This window comes from Sinorhizobium sp. 8-89 (assembly GCF_030124325.1).
GTDB lineage: Bacteria > Pseudomonadota > Alphaproteobacteria > Rhizobiales > Rhizobiaceae > Sinorhizobium.
This window is the reverse complement of record NZ_JASKLR010000044.1, coordinates 1-23,472: the sequence shown is the minus strand read 5'-3', so window position 1 is coordinate 23,472 and position 23,472 is coordinate 1. Positions and strand designations below refer to the sequence as shown.

Below are 23,472 nucleotides of genomic sequence, written 5' to 3'. Positions count from 1 at the left end.
GTCGACCGCCCCACGGTCCTTCATGTCATAGGTGATCGTGCCGGCATAGGGGGTCAGTCGGCCGGAGAGGCAGGCGAGAAGCGTCGACTTGCCGGAACCACTTTCGCCGACGATGCCAAGCACCTCGCCGGGCCGGATCGCGAAGGACACATCGCGGCAGCCGATCTGGCCGCCATAGGACTTGCAAAGGCCGGAGACTTCAAGCAGTGGCGGCTTCTGGGCGAGCTTGCGGATCGCATTCGTGGTCATGCTTCTTCTCCCGAAGCCTGGTCGTCCGCCACGGCGGTTGCAGTTTTCTCGGCTTGCCGCGTGTTGCAGAAATCGGTGTCCGAGCAGACGAACATGCGCGAGCCCTTGTCGTCGGTGATCACCTCGTCGAGGTAGCTCTCCGTCGAGCCGCAGAGCGCGCAGCATCCCTTCCAGCTCTGCACCTCGAAGGGGTGGTCGTCGAAATCGAGGCTGCGGACCGAGGTATAGGGTGGGATGGCATAGATGCGTTTCTCGCGTCCGGCGCCGAACAGCTGGATGGCCGGATTGTTCTCCATCTTCGGATTGTCGAACTTCGGGATCGGCGAGGGCGACATCAGATGCCTGCCGTTGACGATGGCCGGATAGTCATAGGCCTTGGCGATGCGGCCAAAGCGGGCGATGTCTTCGTAGAGGGTCACCTGCATGGCGCCGTACTCGCCATAGGCATGCATCTTGCGGGTCTCGGTTTCGCGCGGATCGATCTTCTTCAAAGGCTCAGGCTGCGGCACCTGATAGACAAGAATCTGGTCTTCTTTCAGCGGCGTCTCGGGAATGCGGTGGCGGGTCTGAACGATGGTCGCGTCTTCGGTGGATTCGGTGACGGCGACGTCGGCGACCGTCTCGAAGAAGCGCCGGATGGAGACGGCATTGGTGGTGTCGTCAGCGCCCTGATCGATCACCTTGAGCCGGTCGTCGGGCCCGATGACGGCTGCCGTCACCTGAATGCCGCCGGTGCCCCAACCATAGGCGAGCGGCATTTCGCGGCCGCCGAAGGGCACCTGGTAGCCGGGAATGGACAGGGCCTTCAGCAGCGAACGGCGGATCATCCGCTTGGTTTGCTCGTCGAGATAGGCGAAGTTGTAGCCACTGTCGTTGTGATTGGTGGTTATGCTGGCACTCATTCGGCGGCCTCCTTCATCTGTGCCGCTTCGCGGGTTGCTTCGTGTTCTGCCCGCAGTTGCCGAACAAGTTGCAGTTCCCCCTGGAAATCGACGTAATGCGGCAGCTTGAAATGCGTGACGAAGCCGTTCGCCTCGACATTGTCCGCATGGGAGAGTACGAATTCCTCGTCCTGGGCCGGATAGCGCACATCCTCGCCGAGCTCGCGGGCACGCATTGCCCGGTCGACCAGCGACATGGCCATCACCTTGCGTTCGTTATGGCCAAAGGTCAGGCCGTAACCCCGGGTGAACTGCGGCGGTTTCTCGGCGCTGCCGCGGAACTGGTTGATCATCTGGCATTCGGTGACGGTGATCTCAGCGATCGCGACCGGGAAGCCGAGCTCCTCGGGCACAATCTCGACCATCACTTCACCAAGCCTCAGTTCACCGACGAAGGGATGGTTGTGCCCATAGCCGCGCAGGGTCGAATAGGCGAGCCCGAGCACGAAACCCTCGTCGCCGCGCGCCAGGTTTTGCAGGCGCTGGTCGCGACCAGCCGGAAAGCGCATCGGCTCGCGGGTGAGATCGAATACCTCCTCCTGGCCGTCATCGCTCTCCTCCTCGATCAGCCCTTCGCTGTCGAGCAGGTCGATCACCTGAGGGACTTGCTCATCAAGGGGGGCAGCAGCGACAACCGCCTGCGATCGTTCGAGACCTTCGGCCGCCAAGGCAAAGTCGAGTAACCGGTGGGTATAGTCATAGGTCGGGCCGAGCACCTGACCGCCCGGAATGTCCTTGAACGTCGCCGAGACGCGCCGGCGGATCGCCATTTCCGATGTGTCAACCGGTTCGGACGCGGCGATGCGGGGCAGTGTGGTGCGATAGGCGCGCAGGAGGAAGATCGCTTCGATCATGTCTCCCTGCGCTTGCTTGAGAGCAAGGGCGGCAAGCTCGCGGTCATAAATCGAGCCTTCCGCCATCACCCGGTCGACGGCAAGGCCGAACTGCGCGCTGATTTGGGCAAGCGTCAGTTCGGCAAGGGCCTGATTGCCACGGCGGGTCTCGGAGATCAGCCTGTGGGTGTTGAGGATGGCCTGTTCGCCACCCTTGACGGCAACATAAGCCATTTAAGCCTCCACTGTGATTGTGCGCGGCAAGCCCATCAGGGCATTGCCGTTCGTGAACAAAACATCGATCCCGCGCGGATAGAGTTCCCCGTTCAGATCCCAGTCGGACCAGAACCAGAAGGGCAGGTCGCCGATGCCGACGGTAGCGCTCGTCTTGATACCGGGGCCGGTCCAGGCGGTCGGAGGTCCCTCCGTAAGCGACGGAACCTGGATGATCAGCGTCGTCGAGCGATCAGGATATTCGACGTTGCCCGGATGAAACTCGAAGAGGCGCGGCATGGTCAGCGGATCGGTGACGATGGCGAAGCGAGCTGCCATAGGACCCTCGGCGACGGCAAGGCCGCAATGGAAGCCCAGCCATTGGGCTGCTTCGGCGCATGACGTCTGGTGGTCAAGCCAGGTCGGCGTCTCGAAATCCATCAGCGTCAGGCAGAGCGCCGCGGTTGCAGGGCTGAATGGCCTTGGAGCCGTAAAGCTGCGATCAAGCGACACGACGCGGCCGGGATAGGCGGTCGCCAGCAGGCTTGCGCGAAACACCGCCTGGGCATCGAAGACCGGATCGATAAAGCCGGGTTTGAGCGAAGCATCGTAGGAGGTGACGGCGCGCAAGGATGTTGAAGATTGTATTGTCATGCCGGATTCTCCCCACGAACCAAGGTGAAGAACTCGACCTTGGTGGCTGCGGCCTTGCGGCTCTGTTCGAGACGCCGTGCTTCGGCTTTTTGGCGCAGCGGCGCGATCACCTTTGCCATGATCTCGTCATGACGGTCCGGCAGCTGCAGCAGCGCATCGACGATCGCTGCCAGTTCCGCCTGGCGCTGGTCGCGGCCATGAGCGTAGCCATGCCCGACTGTGCCGTCTTCCAACCGGACCGAAGCGCGGGTTACCGTCATCTCGCCAAGATTGAACACGTTGCCAGTGCCGCCCGCGCGACCGCGCACCATTACCAAGCCGACGTGAGGGGCTCTCAACCATTCAAATGCCAATCCGGAGGTCAGGTCGGTCGCCAAGGCTTCGAGTTCACCGCCGATGCTACGTGACAGGATGCCGAGCCAGTCGGATCGCTGCGCGATGGCAGCCCGTTCCGCTTCCATCTTGATAATTGAGTTCATAATTTTAAATCCTTTGGGCTTGGGGAACCCGTTAGAGATACTGACGCCCGGCGACCCAGATGTTGCGGATCACCGGCACGCCGTCGATGAGACGCACCCGGATCAAGTCGGCGCGAAGGCCAGGAGCAATGCGGCCGCGATCGGTAAAACCAAGCAAGTCAGCGGGGTTCTTCGTCACCATGGCGACCGCCTCGGGGAGATCGAAGCCCTTCCCCGCGAGAGCAAATGCGGCGTGCAGCAGGCTTCCCGGCACGTAGTCGGAGGTGAGCACGTCGAGGAGACCACGGTCGGCAAGCTCCATCGCGCTGACATTGCCAGAATGCGACCCGCCGAGGATGACGTTGGGCGAACCCATGACGATCTTCATACCGAGGTCGCGGGCGCGCTTCGCCGCCTCGACCGTCGTCGGAAACTCGCTGATGGTGATGCCGTCGGCATGAGATTGATCGACGTCCGCAGCTGTCGTGTCGTCGTGGCTGGCGACGCGGATATTGCGCTCGCGGCAGAGACGCCCAATGGTCGAACGGCCCGGCGGGACATATTGCTGTTGGTGCTCGCGGCGCTCGGCGATGTAGAGCGCGAATTCGTCCTCCGTCCAGACCCGGGCGTTCTTCTTGCGGCGGAACTCGCGGTAAAGCGTCAGATTGTGCCACTGCCGCTGGCCGGGCGTGTGGTCCATCATGCTGACGAGCCTGAGGGCGGGATTGTCGATGTGCCGCTCGACAGCCGGTAGCAGGGCCGGATCGGAGAGTTCGCAACGGAAGTGAAGATAGTGGTCGGCCTTGAGAAGACCGGCTGCACGCGCCTGCGCCAGCCCTGCGGTCACCGCGTTCACCATCGCGGGGCGAACACCGCCGCTATCGTAGTCGCCGAGCGCGAGCGCATCGAGCACGGTCGTGATGCCGCTGCCGAGCAACTCCCAATCGTGTGCAAGCACCGCAGCGAGCGGTGCGGGCCATTTGACGCCCGGGCGCGGAAACATGAACTGTTCGACATTGTCGGTGTGCAGGTCGATCAAGCCGGGCAGCAGGAAGTCGCCTTCGCAGTCGAGCACATCAATCTGGCTCACCCGTTCACTATCGATCGACGACACCAAGCCGTCCTGGATTTCCAGGTTGCCTTCGAGAACACGGTCGACCTGCACGATCCGGGCGTTTGTTAATTTCATGTTCATTGACGATCTCTCTGCAGAGCCGTTTCCGTGGGAGGACGGCGGTTAGGTGACAATGGGAGTTTCTGGCGTTCCCGTCAGAACGACTGATGGAACGATTGCTGGCTGGAGTCGGCCAAGTGGAACTTCGATTGGGCCTGACTGTCGGCGGATAATTTCTCGATCACGGCATATCGTTTTCCATCGAAAACATGACGCGGTCGCCGCTGAAGCAGCCCTCCTGATAGGAAATCGGTTTACCCTCGAGATCGACGTCAACGCTCTCGTAGGCCAGGACCACGGATATGTTCGATTGCCGCAAGGCCCGCGCCTCGGCAGGTGTCGGCATGCGACCAATAACGTTGGTATATTTGCGGACGTAATCTTCGACGCCGAAATGACGAAAGGCTTCGGAGAATGATTGTGTTTTTTCAAACACGGACATCAGATTCGGGAATCTGAGATAAGGAAAATATTTGGAGCCGACACCAATCGGAACATTGCTGGCGTGACCAACAATCTCGACCCGAATGACCGCCATGCCAACATCGATCTCGAGCTTTTCGGCAATCCGCTCATCTGCCTCGATGATTTTTATGCCACCGATCTTACGGCTTGGCGCAAAGCTATTGGCTTTGAGGTTCTTATTGAATCGTACCCGCTCACCGAAGTTGTACTGAATGCGGCGTTCCACAAAAGTGCCGACGCCGTGCTCAATCCTCAGTACGCCCTGTTGCGACAAGGATGAAAGAGCGCGACGCACTGTGAGCCGGTTCGCACCGACTATTTCAGCGATCTGTCGGTCCGGCGGCAATTGTGATCCCGGCGGATAGCGGTCGGAGCTTATCCAATCCTTGAGCGTCGTCTCGATCTGCCGCCACAGCGGCATTGATGAGCCGTCCTGATCGCGCGCCTCACCATTGGTCTCGCCCGTGCTGTCCTGGAGGTCGTCCAGCGCCAATTCGTCGTGCCGTGTTGTCATGAACCGTTCACAAAAGTCCCGTATGTGTCGTTTTCAAGAGGTTTATACCATATCTTTAAGTGGTGTAAACCACTAAATGACATCGCCCACTCAATCACCTTGAGGAACGAATGAAGTCTCAAATCTACCAGGGATCCATGACGGGTTCTAAAAGCGGCATCCGCTTCGAGCGCATTGGCAAATCTTTTGGCGCGACGTCCGTTCTGCGCCAGGTTTCGCTGAACATTGCCGATGGTGAGTTCCTGACCCTGCTCGGGCCGTCGGGCTGTGGGAAATCGACGCTGCTGCGCATTCTGGCGGGCCTTGAGGTGCAGACGGGCGGATCGGTGGCAATCGGCGATCGCCTCGTCGATGGCGTTCGTCCGAAGAAACGCGACGTGGCCATGGTGTTCCAGTCCTACGCGCTCTATCCGCACATGACCGTGCAAGAGAACATGAGCGTGCCACTCAGGATGCGGCGGCTCTCTCCGTGGCAGCGCCTGCCGTTGCTGGGCCGCTTCTTGCCCGGAACCAAGGCGACAGCAGCAGAGATCGAGCTCGACGTGATGCGCACGGCCAAGGCGCTCGGCATCGGCCATCTGCTCGCCCGCAAGCCCGGCCAGCTCTCCGGCGGCCAGCGTCAACGCGTCGCTGTCGGCCGCGCCATGGTGCGTAAGCCCGCCGTCTTCCTGATGGATGAGCCGCTGTCCAATCTCGACGCGAAGCTCCGGGTGCAGATGCGCGCCGAGATCAAGGAGCTGCACCAGCGGCTCGGCGTCACCTTCGTCTATGTCACCCATGACCAGTCGGAGGCGATGACCATGTCGGATCGTGTCGCGGTGATGCTCGACGGTGAGTTGCTGCAGGTCGCTCCGCCGCAGGAGATCTATGCCGATCCGGACGATCGCCGCGCCGCCGAGTTCATCGGCTCGCCCAAGATCAACATGCTCGATGGGAAACTGCGAGATGGCGCGCTGGTCGACGTGGCCGGCACGACCTTCGCTGTTGCCGCCGACGCGGCTCATGGCACAGGCTTGACCCTCGGCATTCGACCGGAGGCGTTCCATCTCGTCGATGCCGGCGGCTTGAACGTGCTCACCGGTGCGGTGCGGCTCGTCGAGCACATGGGCTCAGACCTCTTCGTCCATCTGAATGTTCCTGGAATGGATCAGCCGGTCGTCGCCCGGCTGCTGGCCGAGCGCGCGCCGCATATCGCCCCGGGCCAGACCCTGCATCTCGGCGTCAAGCCGGACCGGCTGCTCATGTTCGCCGCCGATGGCCGAAGGCTGCGGGGCGGCGACCAAAGCGATGCAAAGGTGCTGCGGATGAAGGAGCGCGTGCAATGACCGTCGCGTCCCCGACGGCGCCGCAAGAAGCCGGCATTCGGACCGACACCGCTGCAGCCCGCAGGGCGCTGCGCAATCAGCGCATTGCCGAGGTCCTGTCGGCCTGGTCTCTCGCAGGTCCGGCGCTCGTCCTGCTGGTCGTGCTGTTCTTCCTGCCGGTGCTGTCCGTCTTCGCCATCGCGCTGACCGACTGGCAGTTCGGCGCCAGCACGCTTTCCTTTGTCGGCCTGGCCAACTTCCGTGAGGTCGTCGCCGACCAAGGTTTCCGCGCCTCACTTGCCAACACGCTCCTTTACGTCGTGATCGTCGTGCCCGGCACGATCGTGCTCGGTCTCGCGATCGCGCTCTTGATCGAGAGCGGCAAGTCGTGCCGTGCCTTCTACCGGGCCATCCATTTCCTCCCCTTCATGGCGACGCTGACGGCCATGGCGATCGCCTGGGAGGCGCTGCTGCATCCCACTATCGGTCTCGTCAACCAGACGCTTGCCGGCCTTGGCCTGCCGAGTGCCAACTGGCTGCGTGACGAGAACACAGTGCTGCCGATCCTTGCGATGATCGGCATCTGGCAAAACCTCGGCTATGCCATGGTGCTGTTTCTCGCCGGCCTCAAGGCTATCCCGCAGGACTTCTACGATGCGGCCGACATCGATGGCGCCGATCTCTGGTTCGACCGGCTGCGCACCGTGACCCTGCCGATGCTCGGTCCCGTCGCCATGTTCGTCTTCATCGTCGTCGCGCTCAAGGCTTTCGAGACCTTCGACACCGTGCAGGTGCTGACGCAAGGCGGACCGGGTCATGCCTCCGAGATGCTGCTCTATACGCTTTACCGCGAGAGCTTTGAATATCTGCGCACCGGTTATGGCGCCTCTGTCGCCGTCGTCTTCCTCTTCATCGTCGTCGCGCTGACGCTGGTTCAGGCGCGCGTGATGGACAAAAGGGTTCACTACCAATGAGCATATCCGCGACCCACGGCCTTGGCTCGCCTGCGGCCATCACCCGTCATGCCATCCTGCTGATCACCGGCGCGGTGATCCTCGTCCCCTTCGTCTGGATGATCTCGCTGTCGATCAAGCCGCCGGGCGAGATCTTTCGCGCTTCCTTCTCCTTCTGGCCTGAGCATTTCTTCGGCATCGAAAACTATACCAGGGCTCTGACAGAAGCACCGCTGCCACAGTACATGCTGAACGGCGTCATCGTCTGCGGACTGATTGTCGTCGCCCAGGTCGCCGTTTGCGCGCCAGCGGCCTATGCCCTGGCCAAGCTCGACTTTCCCGGCAAGAACCTGATGTTCGCGCTGGTGCTGGTCGCGCTGATCCTGCCGCACGAGGTCCTGTCCCTGCCGCTGTTCATCCTCGGCTACCAGATCGGCATCCTCAACACCTATGCGGCCCTGATCTTCCCGTATGTGGTCTCGCCGTTCGGCATCTTCCTGTTCCGGCAGTTCTTCAAGACCATTCCCGACGACGTGGTGCACGCCGCTCGCCTCGACGGTCTGTCGGAGCTTGCCATCGTCTGGAGGATCATGGTGCCGATGTCGCTACCAGCGATCATCGCCTTCGGCATTTTCTCCGTCGTCGGTCACTGGAACAGCCTGTTCTGGCCGCTGATCGCTGTACGCGACCAGTCCCTCATGCCGCCGCCGCTCGGCATCATGGCCTTCAAGAATGAAGAGGCCGGCAACGACTATGGTCCGCTGATGGCCGCATCCACCGTCGTCGTCGCTCCCCTCATCATCGCGTTCATCGCCGCCCAAAGATGGTTCGTCGAGGGCCTGACGGCAGGAAGTACGAAATAGTCAACTTTCGCTCAACAGGAGAACCACCATGCGTCTTATTACTACATTGGCGTGTGCTTCATTGCTCGGCGCCAGTAGCGCGATGGCAGCGGACGTAACACTGCAAGTCAGTTACGCAGGCCCGATCTTGGAGATCATGCACAAGGAAATTGTGCAGCGCTTTGAGGCAGAACACCCTGGAATCAAGATCGCGCTCGCTCCACCTGTCCGCGAATATGACGAATTGCTGCAGCAAACTCTTCGAAAGGCTATCACGGGCGGCATGCCTGACGTCGCGTTCTTTCCGCTGAACAGAGTCTCTGTTCTGGCTGATCGCGGTCTACTCCAGCCGATGGACGCAAATATAGCCTCCGACCCTGCGTGGAAAGACCTCGGATACAGCGAGGGCATTCTGCCGCTCGGCAAATCCGGCAATCATCAATGGAGCATTCCGTTCCAGCTATCGACTCCAGTCATATTCTACAACAAGCAGCTGACCAGCGCGGCGGGTTTCGACACCTTCCCCGATTCATGGAGCGGGATCGAAAGACTGATAGACACGATTCATCAATCGGGGAAGATCGGCGGCCACATCGACTATGACCTGCCGAACAATGGTGCGTTTCAGGCTTTGGTCATGGGCGCAGGCGGAGATCTGATGGATCCCGCGAAAAAGGAAATCACTTTCGACGGGCCGGAAGGTGTGGCAGCTATCGATCTCCTGCGCCGCTTCGTGGGCGCTGGCATGGTCGATATGTCCCGCGATCAGGCACGGCAAGCTTTTGCAGCTGGAACTATCGGGCTCCACGTCAGCTCGAGTTCCATTCTTGGGAAACTTGCACAGCAAATTGGCGACAAGTTTGAGCTCGGGGTCGCACCGCTCCCCGTTTCGGCGAAAATTGGACGCGTACCGCTCGGTGGCAGTAGCGCCGTTATCCTGACGAAGGATCCGGTCAAGGAAAAGGCAGCTTGGGAATACATCAAGTTCGTCGTCGGGCCGGAGGGACAGACAATTTCCACAAAAGCCACGGGCTACATTCCCCTTAACGACACGGCCGTAAATCGCGCCGATCTGCTCGGCGACTTTCTCAAAGCCAATCCGAATTACAGCGTCGCGATGGCAGCGAAGGCCCACTCCGCACCTGTATTCGAGTTCCCAGGTGAAAATAGCGTCCGCATCTCGGACGAAATACGTAACTGCTTGCAAGCCGCAATCAACGGCAAGACCTCTTCGACCGACACGCTTGCGTGCATGCGATCCGCCGTTCAACGGCTCGTGCCACAGCAGTGACTACAGCATTCTACGAAACGACACTCAACTCAATCTACAGGGAGACATGCGATGCGCGCTGCTCTTTTAGCTGCCGGAATTTCGCTTGCCTTATTTTCTTCGGAACCGACATTCGCTTCCGATACCACAATCGAAGTCGGCGTCGCACCTGCGGCAACGATGCCGATTTATCAGGCAGTCGCTGATGCATACATGCAGCAGAACCCATCGGTGCAAGTTAAACTTCGGGCAGCACCGAGCTATCCAGAGCTGACACAACAAATCTTGAGAGAGAGTATGACCGGCCATGTTCCTGACATCTCCTTCCAAGCCTATAGCCAAATTCGCGTGCTTGTTGATCAGGGTCTGGCAGTTTCTCTGAACCACTTCATTGAAGCGTCCGGAGGCGAGCTTACCCGCTCTCCCGCCCTCCAGTCCCTCGGGCAGGTCAAAGGGCAGACATATGCTGTCCCATTCTGGACCTCCATGCCAGTGGTGTTCTTCAACCTGGACCTCGTCAAAAAAGCAGGCAGCGACCCAAAGAAACTGCCAACGACATGGGACGGGATATTGGATCTAGGCCGCAAGATGTCTGATCTCGGAGATAATACGTCCGGCTTCTATTATATCTACAAGAACACCGACTGGCCCTTTCAGGCTCTCGTGGACAGCTTCGGCGGGCGGATGATGACGCCTGAAGAGGAATCGACCGCGTTCGATCAGCGCGCCGGGGAGCTTGCCTTTAACCTGCTTGAGAGATTCGGGCAGGCAGGCATGACCGATATGACCAAGGATCAGGCGCGCCAGGCCTTCGTCGCCGGCAAGCTCGGTATCCTTGTCGATGCCAGCAGTCTCCTGCCAGGCATGGAAGAGAAAGCAAAGGACCGTTTCGAGATTGGCATCGGGCTGCACCCCGTCGACTCGCCGGATGGCAGGCTTCCGGCTGGCGGCAACGCGATGATGTTGCTGTCCAAGGATCCCGACCGCCAAAAAGCGGCGTGGGATTTCATCAAATTCGCTTCCGGGCCAATTGGTCAAGCAATTATGGTGAAAAAAACGGGAGCGTTGCCGTTGAGTTTGAGCGACAAGGAACGCGAAGAATTGCTTGGATCCTACTATCGCGAGCGGCCAAATCAGCGGGCGCTGCTTGAAGGGCGCCATCTCATCATTAATTGGTTTGGTTTTCCCGGGCCCAACGCCAACAAGATCGTCAGCCTGATCGAAAATAAAAGCGAAGCTGTTGCCACCCTCAAGGAAAGTCCAGCAGAGGCAATGCGGACGCTTGCGGCAGACGTGAATGCTCTCCTTCCCCAATAAGGCGATTAAGATTCTCTATAAACAGGATATAAAGATGAGTAGACCGACTATACTACAATTCTCTGACTTGCATCTGTCAGAGAATATCCGCCAGACAATCCTGAATTGGGAGCATTGCCTGCGAATTGTCGAGCAGGAAAAACCCGATTTGGTTGTCGTCAGCGGCGACGTGGTCCTCGACAATCCCGATGACGACCTAGCACACGACTTTTCGAGGCGGCAATTGGAACGGATCCCAGCGAACTGGCGTCTGGTTCCCGGAAATCACGACCTCGGAGACTCGCTTGATCAACCATATCAAGGACAGCCCATCACGACCGGTCGCCGCCAGCGGTTCCTCGATCATTATGGAAAAGATTGGTGGAGCGCGGACATCGGAGGCTGGAAAGTCGTCGGCATCAATAGCATGCTCCTGGCGAGTGGACTGCCGGCCGAAATTGAGCAATCGCAATGGCTGCGCCAAGAAATCGACTCCTTCGACGGACCAATCCTTCTGTTTCTACATAAACCGCTGTGCCTCGATAGCCTCGACGAAGATGACACACCGAGTTGGGTGATTTCCCGCGAGGGACGCCAAAAATTTGCTGATCTGGTCCAGGGAGCAAATCTCCGCGCCGTCGCATCGGGACATTTGCATTGCCACAGGCACGTCATTGATGGAGCCTTCGAGATGGTCTGGGCCCCCGCAACATGTATTGTGCATAGTGCGACGGTTCGGGGAGTGCCGAAATCTGTTGGATGGTTGTCATTCACTCTGGCTGAGAACGAACTCAGTTGGCGCCATAATATGGATGCAGCGCTCGGCCCAATCGACGTGACGGACATCCTGTCACGATTCGGCACGCTGCGCTCGACGCCAGCGAATGTTTTGAATGACCTCAAACCGAAGCAGCATGCGTTGGCCGGGATCTGATCGCCTGTCTAGCTTATGCCGAGGACCGAAATGAATGCGAGTGATTACTTATAATATCCAATATGGCAAGGGTCGTGATGACCGCTACGATATCGACCGAACCATCCAGGCGCTACCTGAAGCTGATATAATCTGCCTCCAGGAGATCGAGGCGCACTGGGGTCGATCCGGCAACATCAACCAAGTCGAGCACATCGCGAAGCATCTCGGGTTCTTTACCATCTTCGGTGCAACAGTCGACGTGCACAAGCGTTTGCTCAGTTCGGACGGGTCCGTTCGGTACGTTAGGCGTCAATTTGGTAACGCCATTTTCTCGAGGTGGCCAATTCTGGCCACCCGAACATTTCTCCTTCCGAAACTGAATCCATTAAATGCTCACTCTATTCAAAGGGGGATCACGGAGGCCACAATCGAGACCGCGATCGGGCCGCTCCGGGTCTACACAAGTCATTTTTCACATCTCTGCGACGAAGAGCGTAGCATTCATGCTGCGTTCGCTCTCGATGTGCACCGACGGGCGATCATTGAGGGCCCAGTCATGAATGGCGACCACCCCGATAAGACATGGTTGGAGGAACCGCCGCCAGATGTGCCAACCAATGCGCTGCTAATGGGCGACTTGAACTTCACGCCGAGCAGCCCAGTCTATTCGATGCTTGCGGGGGGCACGAGCCACATGTATGGCCGCCTTCACCTTCCGGACGCGTTCGTTGACACGTGGGTAGCGGCTGGCAATGCTGCGGACGAAGGTCATACGGCCTATCGCGACTGGCATGCGAAGACTGGCAAACGAATAGACTATGTTTTCGCAAGCTCGGCGCTAGCCCCTCAATTGAAATCCGCGGAGGTGCTAAGTGACGTCGACGCATCCGATCATCAGCCCCTGATCGTGACATTTGACATCTGATGAACCGGAGAATTTGTCTGCGTCATCAACAACTTTGCGGTCGGTGTCACAGGCCATAAGCGCCAGCGCACGAAGAATTCTTGCTCCCCAGTTCCAGTTTTGCCTTGGTAAATTGAGGCCACTAATGACGATCGAAAAACACGTCTGCCCATCAGGCTCACTCTTCCCCCATGAATGGATAGCGGAGGGCGCTGGTTTTCCAGCAATATGCAGATTTTTCCGCAGCGACTGTAAAAAACCCCTCCTCGTATTTGTGCCTGGCGGTGGTTTCCTAGGTAGAATCGCCTACGGACATCCTGGAACGGAGCCGACGGACTTTCTGTGCGGCAACCTCCAGACCGCTGGATATAATGTCTTGGTGCAGTCATATCCCTCTGATCACCCGGCATTCGGCCGCGTCTATCCCGAGATGACCGTGAGTGACTGGGGCTGCAGCGTCGCTTCGATTGCGGCAGAAGTCATACGGCGCGAGGGTCTCACCCCTGACGTTCTCCTGGTTGGCTGGAGTATGGCGGGACGCATGTCCCAATCATTTAATCGGAGCGCGACTGCAATTGGACTGAGGGTACTAGGTTTCATATCCCTGGCGGCGAATGCACCGCTTCCCGGCCTCGCTCCGATTTCTGACGATCGCATATCCCTGACACAGGACTCGCTTTGGGCTGTGACGGAGTGTGCGCCTAACGGCATACCATATTACCAGCGCTGGACGGATGAACTGACCCAAATCATGGGCTCAACGGGGCAGCCTCTTTTTACCCAAGAGATATGTTGGCACCACTATTTTGCGAATTGCCCAATCAATCTGCGGGGCGAGGCGACACGATTTCGAAATGGCAAATTGGCAAATGCGATAAATGACGCCATCGCCGATCTGGGTTCACTTGATTTCGCCGACTATGCATTGACAGCAAGCATCGTGCCGACCTTGCCATCTGACGCGAAACACGCCCTGACGGACCAGGCCGCGTTCGCATTTTTCAATTCGCGCAGGATCTACCACGGGCTTCCACCTGGCATACTGAAGGAAATATCGCCGGATGAGTGGGGTGAACTCCGCTCGTTAATGCAGGACCTCCCCCGCAGGCTGACGCGTTTCCAAGACGGTGGGCACTTTTTCTTTGTCGGTGAGGCAGGAGCCGCAGCGACCTCGGCCCACATCGGCGAACTGCTGAACGAGTTGGAAGCGGTAACCTCGTTACTGAGGAAAATTTCCGATGCAGAGGGGCGAGCGGGCTAACACATGGGGGGCGGCTCTAGGTACATGCGTACAGATGCCAAATTTCGTGCGCTTGTCCCTCGTTGCTCCCAACACCCGCGATGACCTGCGATACGCTATCGAGATTATTGCAAACCGACCCACCGGCAGGTCGGCCTAACCCAAGCCAACAAGAAAGGATTACAGACAATGGACGGCTAGCTACCGACGCTGCTCTCGTTGACCGGCATGGTTGCGGCGGCACATCCACTTGCTTCGGCTGCTGGGGGTCGGTTCCGGCAAAGGGCGAAATGACACTCTAACGGAGACCGTCACCTTTCAGCCGAACGGGTGATGAGGTTTAGTCCGGCATTTGAACAATATGCCGTGTGGTCATGTAGCTTCCGTCGGCGACAGCATCCCTAACGGCCATTGGCCTTACGTCTACTTGTCCGAACTGAGACAACGGTATCCACACTTGCTTCAGGTGCGCTTCTCGGCTTTCGATGTCGCGCCTGTCCAGCTTTACGGAGTAGTAATGTTCCGCTTGCTGGATGAGGTTGCCTTTGTATCGAAAGTGATTTTCGACGCAGAAGAGATATTGCGCCTCGACCACATTGGCATTTGTTTCTTCTTCGAATTCTGCTCATAGGCTTGCCCGGCTGCCTAGCCGGATGGGCGGATTGCCTTCTCGGCCGCTTACGCAAGCAGACTTTCTTCTCGCTCGCCGAGGCCAATGCCGCGATCGCCGAGGTGCTGGAGCGCATCAACAATCATGTCATGCGCCGGTTGGGTGTCAGCCGCCGCCATCTCTTCGAAACGGTTGAACGCGCGGCGCTCGCGAGCCTGCCCGCCGAGGATTACGAGTCGCCGAATGGCGCTTTGCGCGGGTCTCGACGGATTATCATGTCGAGTTCCAGAGCTTCTTCTATTCCGTTCCGCACGCCCTCATCCGTCAGCAGGTCGATATCCGGGCGACCGCACGCATGATCGAGATCTTCCATCGCGGCAAACGCGTCGCTGCGCATCAGCGCCGCTATGGCGGCCCGCGCTATGGAACAGATCCCGCGCACATGCCCAGCTCCCATCGCCGCTATGCCGAGTGGACACCGGAGCGCTTCCGGCGCTGGGGCGCGTCCATCGGTCCGCAGACCGAAGGACTGGTCGTCGCCATTCTCGCCAGCCGTCCGCATCCGGAACAAGGCTTCAGAACATGCTTGGGCATCCTGCGCCTTTATCGCGACATCACCCGCGACCGCGCCGAGGCCGTTTCGGCGCGCGCCGTCGAGATCGGCGGATTGACCTGCAAGACCATCACCTCGCTCATCGCCACCCACAAGAGCGCACGGCATTCCACCGAACCCGCCGCCGTCATGGAGCACGTCAATCTGCGCGGTCCCGGCTACTTTCATTGAGGAGACACCCAACGATGCTGATCAACCCAACCATCGACATGCTGCGCGAACTCGGCCTGACAGGCATGGCAAGCGCCTATCAGGAGCTCGAGATGCAAACGGAAGCCAGAAGCCTCGGGCATGGCGAATGGCTTGCCCTACTTCTCGAACGCGAGGCGACCACCCGCCGACAGAAGCGCTTCGAGGCGAGAGCCCGCGCCGCCAAGCTGCGCCACGACGCCCAGATCGAGAATATCGACTTCCGCGCCGCCCGCGGCCTCGACCGCAATCTCTTCATGAAGCTGGCCGGCTGTGACTGGGTCAGGCAGCGCCACAGCCTGCTGTTGATCGGACCCGCCGGCGTCGGAAAGAGCTGGCTTGCCTGCGCTCTTGGACACAAGGCATGCCGAGAGGACCTCTCCGTTGCCTATCATCGCCTCCCCAGGCTCTTCGCCACACTTGCCCTGGCGCGCGGCGACGGCAGATATCCGAAGGTCCTAAAGGCCCTGGCCAGAACCGACCTGCTCATCCTCGACGACTGGGGTCCGGAGAAGCTCAACGACGAGCAGCGTCGCGATCTCCTGGAAATCATCGAGGACCGCTACGAGAAGCGATCCACCATCGTCACAAGCCAAGTCCCCATCGATCACTGGTACGACATGATCGGCAACCCAACCATTGCCGATGCCATCCTCGACCGCCTCGTACACAATGCCTATCGCATCGAGCTCAGCGGCGAGAGTATGCGAAAACAGAAAGCCGTGACCACCGGTCAAGCAACTCCGGCTTGACCGCGAAACGCAGTTCAGGTCAAAAACACATACGACCCAGGGGCACGCCAACTGTCCGGCTTCAAATCGGAATCGTGTCCGGCATGAGATTGGAATACCTGTCCGGCTTCAGATTGGAATAGCCGTCCGGCATCACCGGAATACGCACTCTGATAACAGTTAGACTTTTGTATTTTCGGAAGTTTTTCTGCAGGCGGTGTATTGGCCGAAGGGTGGACGACTATCTCGCCATCGACGAGAACCATCGCAATACTTGGAAGATCACCGAGGCTCATACTGTCTAAGACATGCTTCCCGTCCCCTCCCAAGGGTTTGGAGAGGATCAGCAGGTCGGCTTCACGACCGGCCTCGATAAGACCGGTGTTGAGATTCCGCACGCGTGCCGTGTTTCCGGTGGCGAGGCAGAATGCCTGTTCCGGCGGAACCTCGCCAATGCTGCTGATGAAGCAGACCAAGCGAAGCATGCCCAGTGACAGGACACCTGATCCAGAAGGGGAGTCGGTCCCAAGAACAATCCGCGCTAATGAACCATGCTCGCGTACGATTCTGAGAACGTGCAACGCCGCCGCCTCGTTGCCATTATGCACCAGTTCAAGAGCGCGGCTGCTCTGTTCACACAAGCGGCAGATTTGAGGTCTGGGAAGGGCAGTGTGGCCACCATTGATATGACCAATGACATCCGGATCGATTTCCAGAATCGTCGCATTGCATCAAGCGAGAACCGGGAATTGAAGGGCCGCCGGTGTGGGTAAGGCTCTGAATGCCGGTCTCGCGCGCCCACGCGACCATCTGCTTGGCCACTTTGACATCGCTAACGGTTCCGATGCCGACCTCTCCAAGCAGCCGGATGCCGGCCTGTGCCATTTCGACAAAGTCCTCGCGCCTCAGATCCTCGCTGAGCAGAGGAGCGCCAGCGATGACCTTGGCGCCCCCTGGCCGAGCAAGTGAAAACGACCGTTGAGCTGCTATCGCAAGTGCCTTCGTGCCAATTGGATCGATGGGGCGGCCGGGAACATGAACCTCGCCCGCCGAAACCATCGTAGTGACGCCGCCCTGCAGGCAGTGGGAAATCCAATGCGAATGGTTGGCCCGTGGCGAATATTCGCCGAAAGTCGGGTGGACATGCCCGTCGATGAGTCCGGGAGCAACTGTCAATCCGCAGGCGTCTATAACGAGGTCGGCCTGTTCGCAGTCGCAGTTGGAGAGCAAACCGACTTGAGTGATGATACCATCCTCAATGAGGATGGTATCCGCATCCAGAATCGGATTTTGAAGATCGCCAGATAGCAAAAGCCCAATATTTTGAATGACCCGCTTTTTAGACATGGCGTTCCACCGCGGCTACGTGGAACTTGCTCAAGTCGAGGTATGGGTCGTGCATGTCCGGCCGATAGCCGATGTGATGATGCATGCTGGGGATGTGGCTGCGCGCTGGGCCAACCCGATCCAGAACATGGCGTGCTTCGGTAATTACGGCGACGTTTTGCGATATGATTTCTTGCTCAACGACGTCGTGAAGAGTCTGGTTGTCGCAAAGCTGTACTCTGCCTTGGCCGTCGAGTGTGTAGGGCGTATCCTCCAGCCCATACCTAAGAACGTCAACTTCGCTGTCTGGTTGGGAGGCATAGATGGCCAGGCGGCGAAGGGCACATTTCCTGTCTGCCTGGTATCGTCCCACATCAGGTTGCTTGAAGTGCTCGGCAGCTTGTCGGGGAAGAACCGCGGCCCCTACCGTAACGCTGACATGACGGAGCTTCTTCTGCGGGTTTCCAAGATTATATTCCAATGATTTCGCTAGGCGAACGACGCGCTTGAAATCCCGGTAGGTCGCCGGAAACGGCAGGCGCGGCGAAAACCCAAATAACAGGATGATATTCAGTTGACCCGAGCGCCCGAGGCCGAGCGCCGGGTGCTCGATTGCGTAGCGGGTCATCGCGTAACTGCGCTCGAGCTGGACCCATTCCACCTCATGAAACAGTCCGACATCATCGCGGGTGAGGATCGCCTTGCGATAGTTTTCAAACTGAATCGACGCGGATGTCTTTCCGTAATTGGCGCCCTTTGCTGTCGAATGCGTCGAAAGATTTATATCGACGGCATCCGTGGAGGGCCGATGCTGGTGGATTATCCGTTGAAATTCCTTGCTGTCGATCGTCTCCTCGTTCAGCGCAAATCCCCGCCGTTCGAGGTCGCAAATGATCTGAAGTTCAACGGCGGCTTGGATGGTGACGAAATGCGCCCCTCCATCCTTCAGCGACAGCGAGCACTGGCTAACTCGCTCCCATTCTCCCTTCTGTTGAACCGCTCCCTGCACTTCGCAGCCGTTTCGGCTGGCTCCGAAGCTGAGCAGCATGGAAGGGCAACGCTGCTGGATACCACGACTTACAGAGCTATAGACGTCATTCTGGGTCGTTTGCTCATTTGTCCGTGGATTGCGTGCATGCAGATGGTAATATCTGCATCCTCTTTGGTAGAGAGCTGCGGCCTCATCTAGCAGGTCTTGTGTGCTCGTCTTGATCATTTTCCCGGTGCAGACCGCGTCGATAACAGGGTCTCCGCACGGCAAATGGTTCCTGGGCGTGAATTTTGCGCCCGTAGATGCACAACCAAGGATCAGTGATTTTGGCGATAACGGCATGGCAAACGCGCTCCGAAACTTACGAGGACATCCGAACTTCCTATTAAAGATTGGACAATCTAGAATTGGCGAAGGCACGAGAGCAAGTCAAGAGACAGTTTCGTGACAGGGAGAGAGAACGGGAACGATGGCTGGAAGACCGCGCGAATTCAATAAGACAACCGCGTTGCGGAAGATGCGAGAAGTCTTTTGGAAAAAGGGCTTTGAAGCGACGACGATGATCGATCTAATCGATGCGACCGGCGTCGCATCGGCTAGCCTCTATTCAACCTTCGGCACGAAGGCCGACATGTTTCGAGAGGCAATTCTTGACTACAACGCAAATGAAGGTGGTTTCGCCTCTCGCGCGCTAAAGGAGGAGCCGAGTTCACGCACTGCTATTGTACGAATGCTGAAAGACGCAGCTATGCTCTTCACAAGTTGGGACAGACCACGAGGCTGCATGATTGTTTCGCTAGGGCTCCGTATGGGAGCCGAGAGCGACGATTTGGTCGCCTGGCTATCCGAGCAGCGAAAACAGCGGGTTACCTCAGTGTTAGAGCGCTTGCGGCTCGGTCAAGATGCCGGCGAGATTCGTCGGTCCACGGACGTTGTCGCGCTTGCCGATTTCATCACGACCGTACTGCAAGGTCTTTCAGTCCAGGCTGAGGACGGCATGCCTAGGGAACGTCTGCTCGCAGTTGTCAACCAAACACTGCAATATTACGACAGAGTAACCTCGCTGGACAATTGAGGCTTCCGTTGGATTTCGTAGCGAAAACTCGGCGCTAACGCTCTGGGAACGACTTGGCCTGTACACATCCGAGGCAAGCCACGGGGCTGGGTCTCAGTCGTCAGCTGCACTTCTGATCGGAAACATGTCTTCGCCATAGTGGTGAAGACGCGTGTGATGCCGTCGGCATAACCACCGTACCTTTAAGGGCTCGTCGTATTGATCATGATGGGCATCGACCGCTTCTACCCCGCAGACCTCACACGTTTGCTTTTCCAGTTCGCCTGCTTTGACTGCTCGCTGTACAGCAAGGTGGGCATCATATTTGCCCGGATTGGCACGGCGCCAATTCGCTTGGCGGGTATCGGTTTTCAGCATCGCCGCATCCTGCCCTGTAAGGCTGACTCTCGTTTGAGAGATACTTGTATCACGACTTCGCGTCTTTATCGCTCGGCTCTGTTGCGACCAATCGGCGGCTGCTGTTCGCCAAGTTGGCGCTTTTCGCTAAGCGGGTGTTATTGCAGAAATCTCCACGGAACCCCTGTTATCCCGAAAACACGTCACCCTTGATCGAGTCGATTGATCCGCTCGGCCATCGTTTTAAGAACCTGTTGCACCACGGCTTGCGAGCGCAGCGGCACATCAGATGACTGGAAGAGACGGACCACGCTTTGCAAGTCGTCGGCCCAGCGATGCTTTAACTCCATGAGTTCGTTGATGTGGTCGGGAAAGCGACCGGAATCCACCGCGGATTGATAGCCCCGTTCCAGTTCGGCGGCACTCGCCATCAATTTTTCCAGACTGAGCTTGATCGGCTCGGGCAGCACGGGCAAATCGCCATAGGGGTGAGTGCCCGCTTCCATCATGGCCTGGTTCTTCTCGGACAGCGCTTCCATCAGACTGCCGTAATGGTGGAAGCCAGGATAGCTCGTCCAGCTTGACGGAGAGATAGGCGTTGCCCTTGTCGGACTGCTTCTTCCAAGCGGCTCCGAATTCGACGTTTTGCGGTGCACCGCAAAATTGCGATTATGCAGAGAGCGGGATTTTGCGGAGTGCTAGCTGCTGAAGGCCGGATTTGTCGGCGGTTGCGGCTGGTTCTGCTCCGCATAATTCCGAGGGAGTGGAAGGGGCGCCCCGCTGTGAGCGGAGCGCCCGTTGGGCTGGTCAGCGGGACCAGATTAGCTTGTGCTCGCCCTTGTCACCCTGAACGAGAGAGGCGTAGACCGGCGCCGTGAAGGAGGGATCGTCGAGCTTGAGCGAGAGATATTCGGCGCCCGTTTCGCGGGCGGTGCGGCTCCAGCCTGCTCCGAACTCGACACCCCCTGCGGTGACGCGGAAGTCGGGGGCGCGTTCGTTGTCACGGTCGCAGGGCTTGATGGTGGCCTTGACGTTGAGGGTGAGGGTCCTGACCGAACCCGAGATTTCGCCGGTTGCGGAGCGGGTGAAAGTGCCGATGGTAGCCATGGTGCAACATCCTTTTGCTGATCGGATCACGCCTATCGCGATCTCGATGACGGTCGTTGGACCGGGGACGATCGGGCCGCACCAGAATGGCCGGAATGAATGGAGGGCGGCCAGGAGCGGCTTTGTTGCTTCGCGAGGAATGAGCGCATGGCGCCCAGGGGAAGAAAGCTGCGACGACCGTTGCGGGAAGACGATCGAGGCGAAGCCGGTCTCCGGTCAGACATGCCTCATCGAGCCCGCGAAAGGGAGCGCCGGTGACTGGGGGTAAAGGAGTTGGCAATGGCGATGGCATTCGTTGCCCTAGTCGAACTCCACCGACGGCTTGACGCCGTTTGCGCATTGCAATATGCAATATTATAATGCAATGTCATTGGACGACCAGTTGCGTTTATCCAGGCGCTCGAGAGCTTACCGCGAATGTTTAGCAGCGACCGTTTCAGAGTGGGGCAAGACCGCATGCGAGGGTCGCTTGGAAGACATATCTCGGGAAATGTCGATGCTGGCGTTCTATAGCTTGCCAGCCTAGCCGTGGCGTACGATGTGAATCTGGAGGTTGGAAGAGATGAAGGTAGCCGTACTAGGTGCTGGTGTCGTGGGTAGCGCAACAGCTTATATGCTTGCGAAAGACGGGCATGAGGTGACTGTTGTAGACCGCTGTGATCGGCCGGGTATGGAAACAAGTTTCGCCAACGGAGGTCTAATGACCCCAAGCGATTCGAGTCCGTGGAATTCGCCCGGCACGATCAAGCGTCTGGGCAAGATGCTCTTCGACAGCAATTCCACGCTGAAAATCAACCCTAGCGCCGTACCGTCGATCGTTGCATGGGGCCTTAAGTTTTTAGCGAACTCGACTTACGAGCGTCACAAAGCCAATATGATCGCAAATATCAGGATCGCTAGTCTGAGTCTGGAAACGTTACGGAACATCCGCAAGACTTCAACCCTCGATTACGATCAGACCACACGTGGCACGATACGGGTTTTTCCTCGAGATGGACGCATGGCCGAGTTCGTCCAGATGTGCAGCGAAATGCAAGAATGGGGCGTCAATTTCGAAGTGCTCGATCAAGGGCAAATTCTTGAGAAAGAGCCATGTTTGAAAGACGTAATAGACCGCTATATCGGTGCTGTCTTCTTTCCTGACGATGAAAGCGGTGATGCGCACAAGTTTACAAACGAGATGGCGCGCCTCGCGACATCGCTGGGCACTGAATTCTTGACGAACACTAACGTGTTGGAAATAGTCAAGGAATCGTCATCACGGATATCCCATGTGCGCACCTCTGAGGGCGATATTCGCGCCGATGCGTATGTGCTGTCGCTTGGAAGTTACAGCCCCATATTCGCCCGTCCTCTCGGTATCAATCTGCCGATTATTCCGATCAAAGGATACTCTGTTACCTTACCACTGAACGGCTGGAAGGGGGGACCGACACGCCCGGTCATGGACGACGGCTATCACGCGATGATGGTCCCGATGGGAGACCGCTTACGGATGGGCGGCAAAGCTGAGTTTGCCAGATATAACACGCGTGTCGACGCCAAGGAGGGACGCCGCGTGCTTAACGACGTTCTCAAGATATTGCCAGCGATGGCGTTGCACGTAGATACCGAAGCAGCGCTGAATTGGTCGGGCCTGCGACCGATGACGCCTGGCGGCCCCCCTCTCGTCGGCCCAACGCCGTACATCAATCTCTTCCTCAACACCGGTCATGGACCCCTTGGATGGACAATGTCCTGTGGCTCGGCAAAGCTGACGGCGGATTTCGTAACCCATGGTCGCGTGTTGAACAATCGCGTCAAACCAAGTGACTATGCGCTCTGACGAGCTCGTGTTTTCCATACCGAGTGGCGCGCATAGCGCAACTCCGCTCTTAACTATCGCAGGCAAGTCGTAACGAGCTCGGCCGCAACGTGACCGAGCCTAAGGCACAAAAAATCTCACGCGCCCGGAGCACGACAACCCGCCCGCGATCGTTGGCGGGTAGACCAATTGCACAACCAGCGATCAATGCTTCCAGTTGCTCGCTTCTTGCTACTCATCTACATCACAGGGGTGAACCGCGGATGGTTCACTTCGTGCTTCGACGCGCGGGTCTCCTAAACCTTGCAATGTAGCTCCAACCTGATCTCGATCCGAAAACGGCACCACCGACCCACCGATGATTTGTAACCGCCCGATTGTCACCGCCTGCCGGCTATCGTCGTGATGGCCTAAGACACGTCTTTAACGACGTCGTTAGCGACGTGTCTTAGGCGAGGTTTGCG

Annotated in this window: 23 protein-coding genes and 2 pseudogenes; 13 read left to right on the top strand and 12 right to left on the bottom strand. The window is 58.3% G+C overall.

Annotated features, from left to right (window positions below; translation table 11 throughout):
- The 7 genes from QN219_RS32275 to phnF all read right to left on the bottom strand — a co-directional run.
- Positions 1-249 (bottom strand): ATP-binding cassette domain-containing protein (locus tag QN219_RS32275; RefSeq protein ID WP_284004484.1); only part of this gene is annotated, 249 nt, incomplete at its 3' end.
- The gene (locus tag QN219_RS32270) at positions 246-1,151 is read right to left on the bottom strand and encodes an alpha-D-ribose 1-methylphosphonate 5-phosphate C-P-lyase PhnJ (RefSeq protein WP_284004483.1); all 906 of its coding nucleotides are present in this window, start codon (positions 1,149-1,151) and stop codon (positions 246-248) included. The genes QN219_RS32270 and QN219_RS32275, both read right to left, overlap by 4 nt.
- Complete coding sequence (locus QN219_RS32265; protein WP_284004482.1) at positions 1,148-2,257, bottom strand: carbon-phosphorus lyase complex subunit PhnI; 1,110 nt, start codon at positions 2,255-2,257, stop codon at positions 1,148-1,150. The genes QN219_RS32270 and QN219_RS32265 overlap by 4 nt, the downstream gene beginning before the upstream one ends.
- A complete protein-coding gene (gene phnH / locus QN219_RS32260; protein ID WP_284004481.1) occupies positions 2,258-2,890 on the bottom strand; it encodes a phosphonate C-P lyase system protein PhnH in 633 nt (210 codons plus the stop codon). It abuts the gene before it with no gap.
- Complete coding sequence (phnG, locus tag QN219_RS32255; RefSeq protein ID WP_284004479.1) at positions 2,887-3,369, bottom strand: phosphonate C-P lyase system protein PhnG; 483 nt, start codon at positions 3,367-3,369, stop codon at positions 2,887-2,889. Before phnG ends, phnH begins: the two co-directional genes overlap by 4 nt.
- A gap of 31 nt (positions 3,370-3,400) precedes the next feature.
- Positions 3,401-4,543: an alpha-D-ribose 1-methylphosphonate 5-triphosphate diphosphatase gene (locus tag QN219_RS32250; protein WP_284004478.1), complete on the bottom strand. Its 1,143-nt coding sequence runs from the start codon at positions 4,541-4,543 to the stop codon at positions 3,401-3,403.
- A 160-nt stretch (positions 4,544-4,703) separates the two neighbouring features.
- On the bottom strand, positions 4,704-5,501 hold the full coding sequence (phnF, locus tag QN219_RS32245) for a phosphonate metabolism transcriptional regulator PhnF (protein WP_284004477.1): 798 nt from the start codon (positions 5,499-5,501) through the stop codon (positions 4,704-4,706).
- A 137-nt stretch (positions 5,502-5,638) separates the two neighbouring features.
- Between phnF and QN219_RS32240 the strand changes: the two genes are divergently transcribed.
- From QN219_RS32240 to istB, 11 genes and pseudogenes are all read left to right on the top strand, one after another.
- Positions 5,639-6,826, top strand: coding sequence for an ABC transporter ATP-binding protein (locus tag QN219_RS32240; RefSeq protein WP_284004476.1), 1,188 nt, complete (start codon positions 5,639-5,641; stop codon positions 6,824-6,826).
- Positions 6,823-7,779, top strand: coding sequence for a sugar ABC transporter permease (locus QN219_RS32235; protein ID WP_284004474.1), 957 nt, complete (start codon positions 6,823-6,825; stop codon positions 7,777-7,779). The genes QN219_RS32240 and QN219_RS32235 overlap by 4 nt, the downstream gene beginning before the upstream one ends.
- Positions 7,776-8,621, top strand: a complete 846-nt coding sequence (locus tag QN219_RS32230) for a carbohydrate ABC transporter permease (protein WP_284004473.1) — start codon at positions 7,776-7,778, stop codon at positions 8,619-8,621. The genes QN219_RS32235 and QN219_RS32230 overlap by 4 nt, the downstream gene beginning before the upstream one ends.
- 28 nt (positions 8,622-8,649) lie before the next feature.
- Positions 8,650-9,891: an ABC transporter substrate-binding protein gene (locus QN219_RS32225; RefSeq protein ID WP_284004471.1), complete on the top strand. Its 1,242-nt coding sequence runs from the start codon at positions 8,650-8,652 to the stop codon at positions 9,889-9,891.
- A 51-nt stretch (positions 9,892-9,942) separates the two neighbouring features.
- Positions 9,943-11,187 (top strand): extracellular solute-binding protein, encoded by a 1,245-nt coding sequence (locus QN219_RS32220; RefSeq protein WP_284004470.1) that lies wholly within the window; start codon positions 9,943-9,945, stop codon positions 11,185-11,187.
- A 34-nt stretch (positions 11,188-11,221) separates the two neighbouring features.
- Positions 11,222-12,100, top strand: coding sequence for a metallophosphoesterase (locus QN219_RS32215; RefSeq protein WP_284004469.1), 879 nt, complete (start codon positions 11,222-11,224; stop codon positions 12,098-12,100).
- Between the two features lie 34 nt (positions 12,101-12,134).
- Positions 12,135-13,007, top strand: coding sequence for an endonuclease/exonuclease/phosphatase family protein (locus QN219_RS32210; protein WP_284004467.1), 873 nt, complete (start codon positions 12,135-12,137; stop codon positions 13,005-13,007).
- A gap of 124 nt (positions 13,008-13,131) precedes the next feature.
- The gene (locus QN219_RS32205; RefSeq protein WP_284004466.1) at positions 13,132-14,247 is read left to right on the top strand and encodes a hypothetical protein; all 1,116 of its coding nucleotides are present in this window, start codon (positions 13,132-13,134) and stop codon (positions 14,245-14,247) included.
- 878 nt (positions 14,248-15,125) lie between these two features.
- Positions 15,126-15,188: pseudogene (locus tag QN219_RS34440) on the top strand (hypothetical protein); the annotation flags it as partial.
- Positions 15,189-15,191: 3 nt separating this feature from the next.
- Positions 15,192-15,620 (top strand): hypothetical protein, encoded by a 429-nt coding sequence (locus QN219_RS32200; RefSeq protein WP_284004465.1) that lies wholly within the window; start codon positions 15,192-15,194, stop codon positions 15,618-15,620.
- A 14-nt stretch (positions 15,621-15,634) separates the two neighbouring features.
- Positions 15,635-16,390, top strand: a complete 756-nt coding sequence (gene istB, locus QN219_RS32195; RefSeq protein ID WP_284004464.1) for an IS21-like element helper ATPase IstB — start codon at positions 15,635-15,637, stop codon at positions 16,388-16,390.
- A 170-nt stretch (positions 16,391-16,560) separates the two neighbouring features.
- Here the strand turns inward: istB and QN219_RS32190 are convergent.
- Both QN219_RS32190 and QN219_RS32185 read right to left on the bottom strand, forming a co-directional pair.
- Positions 16,561-17,716 (bottom strand): annotated as a pseudogene (locus QN219_RS32190) (amidohydrolase family protein); the annotation flags it as partial.
- Positions 17,709-18,911, bottom strand: a complete 1,203-nt coding sequence (locus QN219_RS32185; RefSeq protein ID WP_284004463.1) for a 3-keto-5-aminohexanoate cleavage protein — start codon at positions 18,909-18,911, stop codon at positions 17,709-17,711. The gene QN219_RS32185 and the pseudogene QN219_RS32190, both read right to left, overlap by 8 nt.
- Before the next feature lie 244 nt (positions 18,912-19,155).
- On the opposite strand from QN219_RS32185, the gene QN219_RS32180 reads away from it, so the two are divergent.
- Positions 19,156-19,761 carry a TetR/AcrR family transcriptional regulator gene (locus QN219_RS32180; protein ID WP_284004462.1) on the top strand — a complete coding sequence of 202 codons (606 nt, stop codon included), beginning with the start codon at positions 19,156-19,158 and terminating at the stop codon, positions 19,759-19,761.
- 93 nt (positions 19,762-19,854) lie between these two features.
- Here the strand turns inward: QN219_RS32180 and QN219_RS32175 are convergent, their stop codons facing one another.
- The 3 genes from QN219_RS32175 to QN219_RS32160 form a co-directional block, all read right to left on the bottom strand.
- Entirely contained in the window at positions 19,855-20,118 is a 264-nt protein-coding gene (locus tag QN219_RS32175) for a hypothetical protein (RefSeq protein ID WP_284004461.1), read from the bottom strand.
- Between the two features lie 182 nt (positions 20,119-20,300).
- Complete coding sequence (locus tag QN219_RS32170) at positions 20,301-20,636, bottom strand: hypothetical protein (protein WP_284004460.1); 336 nt, start codon at positions 20,634-20,636, stop codon at positions 20,301-20,303.
- A 268-nt stretch (positions 20,637-20,904) separates the two neighbouring features.
- On the bottom strand, positions 20,905-21,204 hold the full coding sequence (locus QN219_RS32160; protein ID WP_284004459.1) for a DUF736 domain-containing protein: 300 nt from the start codon (positions 21,202-21,204) through the stop codon (positions 20,905-20,907).
- A gap of 562 nt (positions 21,205-21,766) precedes the next feature.
- Between QN219_RS32160 and QN219_RS32155 the strand changes: the two genes are divergently transcribed.
- Entirely contained in the window at positions 21,767-23,029 is a 1,263-nt protein-coding gene (locus QN219_RS32155; protein ID WP_284004458.1) for a D-amino acid dehydrogenase, read from the top strand.
- Positions 23,030-23,472: the final 443 nt, after the last annotated feature.